Source organism: Fusibacter sp. (genome assembly GCF_057447755.1).
This window is the reverse complement of sequence record NZ_JBVBZF010000152.1, coordinates 1-8,073: the sequence shown is the minus strand read 5'-3', so window position 1 is coordinate 8,073 and position 8,073 is coordinate 1. Positions and strand designations below refer to the sequence as shown.

9 protein-coding genes are annotated in these 8,073 nt (G+C 38.4%); 8 read left to right on the top strand and 1 reads right to left on the bottom strand.

Going from position 1 to position 8,073, the window contains the following annotated elements; translation table 11 throughout:
• From AC220I_RS14515 to bioB, 4 genes are all read left to right on the top strand, one after another.
• On the top strand, positions 1-311 hold a 311-nt coding region (locus tag AC220I_RS14515; protein ID WP_486724569.1), incomplete at its 5' end, for a PfkB family carbohydrate kinase.
• Position 312: 1 nt separating this feature from the next.
• A complete protein-coding gene (locus AC220I_RS14510) occupies positions 313-1,230 on the top strand; it encodes a pseudouridine-5'-phosphate glycosidase (protein WP_486724568.1) in 918 nt (305 codons plus the stop codon).
• Between the two features lie 556 nt (positions 1,231-1,786).
• A complete protein-coding gene (locus tag AC220I_RS14505; protein WP_486724567.1) occupies positions 1,787-2,356 on the top strand; it encodes a biotin transporter BioY in 570 nt (189 codons plus the stop codon).
• 2 nt (positions 2,357-2,358) lie between these two features.
• A complete protein-coding gene (bioB, locus tag AC220I_RS14500) occupies positions 2,359-3,315 on the top strand; it encodes a biotin synthase BioB (RefSeq protein WP_486724566.1) in 957 nt (318 codons plus the stop codon).
• Positions 3,316-3,446: 131 nt separating this feature from the next.
• Here bioB and AC220I_RS14495 read toward each other — a convergent pair whose 3' ends face one another.
• Entirely contained in the window at positions 3,447-3,989 is a 543-nt protein-coding gene (locus AC220I_RS14495; RefSeq protein WP_486724565.1) for an HD domain-containing protein, read from the bottom strand.
• A gap of 243 nt (positions 3,990-4,232) precedes the next feature.
• Here AC220I_RS14495 and AC220I_RS14490 point away from each other — a divergent pair, with 243 nt between their 5' ends.
• The 4 genes from AC220I_RS14490 to AC220I_RS14475 form a co-directional block, all read left to right on the top strand.
• Positions 4,233-6,326 (top strand): ribonucleoside triphosphate reductase, encoded by a 2,094-nt coding sequence (locus tag AC220I_RS14490; RefSeq protein ID WP_486724571.1) that lies wholly within the window; start codon positions 4,233-4,235, stop codon positions 6,324-6,326.
• 124 nt (positions 6,327-6,450) lie between these two features.
• Entirely contained in the window at positions 6,451-7,164 is a 714-nt protein-coding gene (locus tag AC220I_RS14485; RefSeq protein WP_486724564.1) for an anaerobic ribonucleoside-triphosphate reductase activating protein, read from the top strand.
• A gap of 134 nt (positions 7,165-7,298) precedes the next feature.
• Positions 7,299-7,676, top strand: a complete 378-nt coding sequence (acpS, locus tag AC220I_RS14480; protein ID WP_486724570.1) for a holo-ACP synthase — start codon at positions 7,299-7,301, stop codon at positions 7,674-7,676.
• Between the two features lie 4 nt (positions 7,677-7,680).
• On the top strand, positions 7,681-8,073 hold a 393-nt coding region (locus AC220I_RS14475), incomplete at its 3' end, for an NAD(P)H-hydrate epimerase (RefSeq protein WP_486724563.1).

The window sequence follows — 8,073 nt, the reverse complement described above, 5'->3', positions numbered from 1 at the left end:
TTAAACAGATCATAAAAAACCTTCCCTCACATAAAATTGCCATAAGCTTAGGCCCAAATGGCGTTGTAGGAAGAGATGGCCATGAAATTATTCAGTTGAGCACACCAGAAACGCACATTCTCAACACCACAGGTGCGGGGGATGCTTTTATGGCAGGTATGATTTTTTCTGAAATAAAGCAATTGACCTTCAGAGAATCTCTTAAATTTGCCATGAGTTGTTCAGCACATAATATAGAACAAAATGAAACTGTTTCAAAGTCACTTAATGAAGCCCTCATAAGGCAAATTATAAATGAAAGGATGTCTTAATATGTTTAAAAATAAAATTGATATACACCCAGAGGTTGCAAAAGCCTTATCTGAAGGTAAACCAGTTGTTGCACTTGAATCCACAATTATATCCCACGGTATGCCATATCCTCAAAATGTGGAAACGGCTAGAAATGTAGAAACCATCATTCGTGAAAAGGGGGTTGTGCCTGCAACAATCGCTATTTTAAAAGGCAGAATTAAAGTGGGCCTGACAGATGACGAACTAGAGTACTTGGGAAATGCAAAGGATGTTGCCAAGGTGTCGCGTAGAGATTTACCCTTTATAGTTGCCATGGGAAAAGATGGTGCAACCACAGTTGCTGCAACGATGATTTGTGCAGATTTAGCAGGTATTAAAGTGTTTGTTACAGGTGGCATAGGTGGCGTTCACAGAAATGCACAAGAGACCTTTGACATATCAGCAGACCTTACAGAGCTTAGCCAAACCAGTGTGGCAGTTGTTTGTGCAGGCGCAAAATCGATTTTGGATATTGGTTTGACCTTGGAGTATCTTGAAACCCTTGGCGTTCCAGTGATTGGCTTCCAAACAGAGGAACTTCCTGCATTTTACACAAGAAAAAGCGGTTTCAAAGTTGACTATAGGGTAGATGATGCCAAGACCATTGCAGAGTCATTAAATGCAAAATGGACCTTGGGTCTTAAGGGCGGGGTCGTTATCGCCAATCCGATTCCTGAAGCCTTCCAGATGGATTTTGATACCATAAACAATGCCATTGAGTCAGCGCTTAAAGAAGCGGACGAGAAGGGGATCAAGGGTAAGGAATCTACCCCATTCCTATTGGCAAAGGTAAAAGAATTAACAGGTGGAGATTCCTTGGAATCCAACATTCAACTGGTTTATAACAATGCAAGACTCGGTGCCGATATTGCACTCGAGTACGCAAATTTGATGTAATTAAATTTAATGATAATAGAACTATTAATTTTTGTTAATCAAGCATTACCAATTGTTAATGGGACTTTACCGAATGTTAACAGGATATCTATTGACGGTATTTTGTGGATTTGATATATTATGACCGTTGATAGTTAATGACTAAATTTCTTTTAACTTGCATTTATTCCCCCCAATTATATAAATGCAGGCTTCATTGATCCTGATGGATTAATGCTATGATACGCTCTTTCAGTGTGAAACTGAAGGAGCTTTTTTTTATATATCATTCGTTCTCATCCAGCTTTGAGAAAGACTCACCAACTTGCGAAAAGCGGTTAGATGAGGCCAAACAAGGTTTTGACCTCAAATGTTGTTGTTTTACGTATTATGTATATAGACAATTGTAAACCTTTATTAATTTAAAGTTGACAAACGTTCGGCTAGCCCTTAAAATAGATTTAGAGTTAAAAGCCCTTTCAGAACCGCCTTGTAAGCAATTCCGTATAACAAATGCTTATAAATGACTGAAAGATTAACAGACGGATTGTCAACTAAATATAATGTGAGGGATATTATGAAAACAAGAGATATGATTTTAATTTCGTTATTTGCTGCCTTAACAGCAGTTGGTGCATTTTTAAAAATAAACATTGGAGCAGTACCGTTTACATTTCAATTCTTCTTTTGTGCTTACGCAGGTGTCTTTTTAGGCGCAAGAAGAGGTGGTTTGTCACAAGTGGTTTACATTACGATGGGCTTAATTGGTATTCCAATTTTTGCAAATGGTGGTGGCATCACATATATTTTTAATCCAACATTTGGCTATTTAATTGGTTATTTTGTTTGTACATTTACAATCGGTTATTTAACAGAGCGCATGAAAAACATTACTTTTGTTAAAATTTTAGGTGCCGTTTTATTGGGATTGTTCTTCGTATATCTCATTGGTGTGCCTTATCTGTATATGATTATCAAGCTATACCTTGGTAAAACTGGCTTTACAGCAATGAGCGCATTAAATGCAGGCTTTTTACCATTTATTGTGCCAGATATTATCAAGTCGATCATTATTGCCTCATCGTCTGTATTGGTGCTCCCAAGACTTAGAGATGCTGGCTTTGCACATTATGTAAAAAAGGCATAGCTATGTTGAAACAGTTTGAAGAAAAAATCCTTAAGGGCCAACACTTAAGCAGAAGTGAAGCACTAAGCTTGCTTGATGAAACAATACCACTTGAAACCCTATTGGAAACTGCCAATCGAATCAGAATGGCATGTGCAGGTAACAAGTTGGCGCTTTGCTCTATTGTCAACGGTAAAAGTGGGCGCTGTTCAGAGGATTGCAAATTTTGCGCACAGTCCATACATTATGAAACAGGGGTTGAAACCTATGAAAAAATGTCCTTGGATGCGATTTTAGAAACAGCTAAAACTCTTGAAAAACAAGGTGTGCATAGATTTTCAATTGTAACAAGTGGTCGTGAACTCCATGAAGCGGATTTGTCTTGGCTTGTTGAGGCCTATGAAATGCTTAAGGCCAATACCGAGCTTGAACTCTGTGCATCTCATGGTATGCTGACATACGAGCAAGCAGTCACCTTAAAGGCCGCTGGCGTTACCACTTACCACCATAATCTTGAGACTTCTAGAGCCCACTATGCAGATATTTGTACGACGCATTCGTATGAAGAACGCATAGAGACCATTAAGAACTGTCAGAATGCCGGCATGAAGGTGTGCTCAGGTGGTATCTTTGGCATTGATGAGACGGATGAAGATCGAATTGACATGGCATTTGAACTAAAAGCTTTAAATATCAAATCTGTGCCCATTAATTTTCTAATGCCCATAAAGGGAACACCAATGGCATTGAACCTTATGCCTTCACCACAGCGTTTAATGAGGCTTATGGCAATTTTTAGGCTGATTCTGCCAGATGCAGAGATTAGGTTTGCAGGTGGGAGAGCCCTGCTTGGCAACTTGGTCAAAGCAGGTTTTAAAGGTGGTGTTAACGGCGCACTTACCGGAAATTATCTGACCACAGTTGGCAATACTGTTGAGCAGGATATAGACTTGGTTAAATCACTGGGCTTTGAATTATAATATTTGAAGATCTAAATAAAAAGCAACGAGAGATACAATATATAATATTGAGTCTCTCGTTTTTTTATGATATATCGTTAATACTTTGAGCAAGCGTTTTCTAACCTGAGAAAAGCGGTTAGTATGATAAACTAAATCTGATTGTAAAAGACTAGTGAAACATAGTGGTTAAGCTGCTTGTAAAGCGGATGGTAGCTTATGGGGTGTAGTCTATCCAGAATTTCTGAATAGTACCACTTTTGCGATTCAAAGCCAGCATTGAAATTATCCCACAGTTCACTTCCCAGGTTGTCTAGGTTGCGGTAGATGCTTGTGATGTTGGTGAGCTTGTCCACACATACGATAAAGAGAACATCTATTGGGGCCTCTTGGATCTGTGCCAAGTAATGTTCTTTCCGTTCTCTCCAGGTTAAGCTTTTATCATTTTCAGAGCAATAGTTGACATAGGTTCTTACCAAGGGACCAAATTGGGATTCGATCATATCAAGTGTCATATCCGTATCTTCTACAGTATCATGTAAGATACCAGCACATATGACTTCGTCTGACATGCCATATTTTGCCAAAATCATGCCGACTTCAAGTGGATGTGCCACGTAAATGTCTTGATCTAATTTTCTAATCTGATCTTTATGCGCTTGAATTGCTGTGTGTATTGCGTCATATATTTTCATACAAGCCTCCTGTTTATACCTATGATTTTAGCATAGTTTTTAGGGAATGACTATTCCCCAAAACGCCTAAAAGTCAAGAGAAAATTTAAAAATCCGCCTAAAGTCTCATTTTCAAAAAAACATCAAAAAAACCTTATAACCACCTATATATTGTGTATAATAGATTGTGTAGGCACAGCATATGGACACTCTAAAATGCTTAAAGCCTTAGTTTTGCTAGTGGGGGGCGATATTTTGTATTCGATGATAGAAAAGAGAAATGGTGAATTAAAAACGTTTGATCGACATAAGATAGAGGAGGCCATATTTAAAGCTTTGGTGGCAACAAAACCTTCTAGACTTAGGAAAGACCTCTTAAAATTATCTGAGGTTGTAACCGATTATGTTTTGCTTTACTTAGAGGAAAATCAATCGTTGACATATCCAAAAGTTGAATCTATTCAAGATGCAGTTGAGAATGTGTTGATGAAAATGGGGGAATACGAAACGGCAAAGAGCTATATTAAGTACCGTTTTGAACATAAGAAACAGCGCGAAAATAAAAAGACTGCAATGGATATTCTGTCTCTATTTGGTGACTATATCGGTCAAAATGATTGGCTGATTAGGGAAAATTCAAATATGAGCTATTCTTTGCAAGGCCTTAATAATCATATTATTTCAAAGGCGTCTAAGGCATTTTGGCTACATAATGTCTATACCGAAACGGTTAAAGAGTCACATGAAGAGGGCTCTATCCACATCCATGATTTGGGCTTGCTTTCCACTTATTGCTGCGGATGGAGTCTTGAAGACTTGTTGCTAAAGGGCTTTGGTGGCGTTCCAGGAAAAGTGGAATCCGCACCTGCAAAGCATTTCGATACAGCGCTTTTGCAATTGGTTAATTTTATATACACTGTTCAAGGAGAAGCAGCAGGCGCCCAAGCCGTATCCAATTTTGATACCCTATTGGCCCCTTTTGTTAGAATAGATAAGCTTAGCTATACTGATGTTAAGCATGCAATGAAGACCTTTGTCTTTAATATGAATATTGCCACACGTGTGGGCTTTCAAACGCCTTTTTTCAACATTACAATGGATAAAGAGGTGCCATCAACACATAAAGAAATGCCTATAATTATTGGTGGAAAGCACTTGTATGATCAAGTATATGGTGATTTTCAACCTGAAATGGATATGATCAACAAAGCCTTCTGTGAGGTTATGATGGAGGGGGATGCCAAGGGCAGAATTTTCACCTTCCCAATCCCAACCTATAACATTACAGATGAATGGGAATGGGACAACGAAGTGACGGACAGTATTATGGAAATGACTGCGAAATATGGCACGCCTTACTTCAGTAATTTTGTAAATTCTGACCTCAATCCTGAAGATGTTCGCAGTATGTGTTGTAGACTCAGACTCGACAATAAAGAACTCATCAAGAGGGGCGGCGGTTTATTTGGCGCAAATCCCAAAACGGGTTCAATTGGCGTTGTCACTGTAAATATGGGCCGAATTGGCTATTTGTCAAAGACCTATGAGGAATTGCTCAATAGAGTGGAACGTCTCATGGAGATTGCCAAAGATTCACTTGAAGCAAAGCGCAAGGTACTTGAAGAAAATATGAAACGCGGTTTGTATCCTTATTCAAGACATTACCTTGAAGATGTATATGAAAATTATGGGGAATATTGGCACAACCACTTTGCCACAATTGGACCTAATGGCATGAATGAGTGTATTCAGAACTTTACAAATGGCACTGATAGCATAGTGACCCCTCAGGGGAGAGAAATGGCAAGGGCCATTTTAGACCATATGAATGATGTCCTCATTAGATTTCAGATGGAAACAGGTCATTTATACAATCTTGAAGCAAGTCCAGCAGAAGGTGCGGCATACCGTTTTGCGAAGGCAGATAAAGAATTGTACCCTAACATAGTAACAGCCGGTGGCGATGTGCCCTACTATACAAATTCAACACAGCTTCCAGTGGGTTTCACCACAGACTTGTTCGAAGCGCTTGACTATCAAGATGATCTACAAACACGATATACAGGTGGTACAGTTTTCCATGGCTTTATTCCGGAAAAAATTCATTCTATAGAGACCGTTAAGTTGATTCTTCAAAAGGTAACACGCAATTATAAACTACCTTATTTTACAATTACCCCGACCTTCAGTATCTGTGAAGATCACAAATATATTGCTGGAGAAAATCACACATGTCCGACGTGCGGAAAACAGACTGAGGTCTGGTCAAGGGTTGTAGGCTACCATAGACCTATTAGTTCGTGGAATGATGGCAAGCAATCAGAGTTTGATGAGAGGGTTACTTTTTCTAATTTTTAAAAAATACTTGGAAATTTATGTTGAAAATGATATATAATTGTTATGTATTGTATAATTATTAAAAGATACATAATTGTTGTATGCAAGTTAGTTTCATAAAAGTAGCGGTTTAGAAGGAGTCCTTATGTCACTAAAACACATAAAATTCGAAAGTTTTCTTAAAACCTCATTTATCGATTACCCTGATTTGATTTCTAGTGTCGCCTATTTTGGAACCTGTAATTTCAAATGCCCTTTTTGTCACAATGGCGATTTAGTTGCAAGTAGGGATAGCCGAATTGATGCAGAGGCATGGCTTGAACACCTTGAAAAAAGAAGGGGTTTAATTGACGGGGTTGTCATATCAGGGGGAGAGCCTTCCTTAAATGAAGACATTATGCCCTTGTTGGAAGAAATTCGCAAAATGAATTTAAAGATCAAAATTGATACCAATGGCAGCAATCCTGAATGGCTTGAGAAGATCATTGGTCACAAACTAGTGGATTACATTGCCATGGACTTAAAGAATGCGCCTACAAAATACGATACCACATCAGGTCTTTCAAGTTTTGACAAGGAAACGCTGTTCAGATCAATTGACATCATCGTCACAAGTGGCATTGACCACGAATTTAGAACGACCTTGATGAAGGAATTTCATGAGGTTGGCGATTTGGTGGAAATGGCAACCTTAATAAATGGTGCCAAGCGCTATACCCTGCAGCAGTATGAGTACAACACCAAGCAATTGGTCAATCAAGCTTACACGGCATATAGCACTGAAGAAATGAACAGACTCAAAGACCAAATTCAACCCCTTTTAAAGGGCACGCATATTCATGTTATTGGAAAATACTAATTTAAAGTCAGCAGTTTTGGGGTAGAAATAGGCCACAGACATGCTGACTTTTTTACGCTTAAGGTTATTGACGGGAAAAAGTGAAAGGCGTATAATGAAACATTGTTAGAAAAAATAGAATGAGTGTGGATATGATTATTAAGGGTAATGGTGTGGATATCGTTGAAATAGGACGATTTAAGAAAATTATAGAAGAGAAGCCCAAGTTTTTAAAACGTTTTTTTACAGCCAATGAAAACCAAATGTTTGAAGAAAAACATATGAAGGCAGAAACGATTGCAGGTAATTTCGCTGCAAAAGAAGCGGTTTCAAAGGCGTTTGGAACGGGTGTTAGGGGCTTTAACCTATTAGATATTGAAGTGCTTAGGGATGAATTGGGACATCCTTATGTCAATTTATATAATGGTGCTCAAAAGGTTGCATTTGAAAAAGGGATTGAGACCCTCATGGTGTCCATTTCACATTCAAATGAGAACGCTATAGCATTTGTCATTGCTGTTGGGGAGGCGTGAAATCATGAAAATTGCAGTTGAAAAAGATATTAGGGCTATAGATTTAAAAGCGGTTGAAAAGTACCAAATACCCTATATGGTTCTAATGGAGAACGCTGGGATAGCATTGGCCGAAGAAGTTAAAAAACATATCAATCCCCACAGTAAGGTCATTATTATTGCGGGTATGGGTAACAACGGTGGTGATGGTTTGGTCTGTGCGAGACATTTGCATAATGAATCATACCAGGTAAAGATCTTCATGATAGGCAATCACAAGAAATTATCAGAACATGCAAATCATAATTTTGAAATCGTAAAACATTTAAATATACCTGTGGAAACCATAAATGACATCAGCGGTGTGAAAAAGCTTGGCAAGACCATAGATTATGATGATGTTGTGGTGGACTGTATT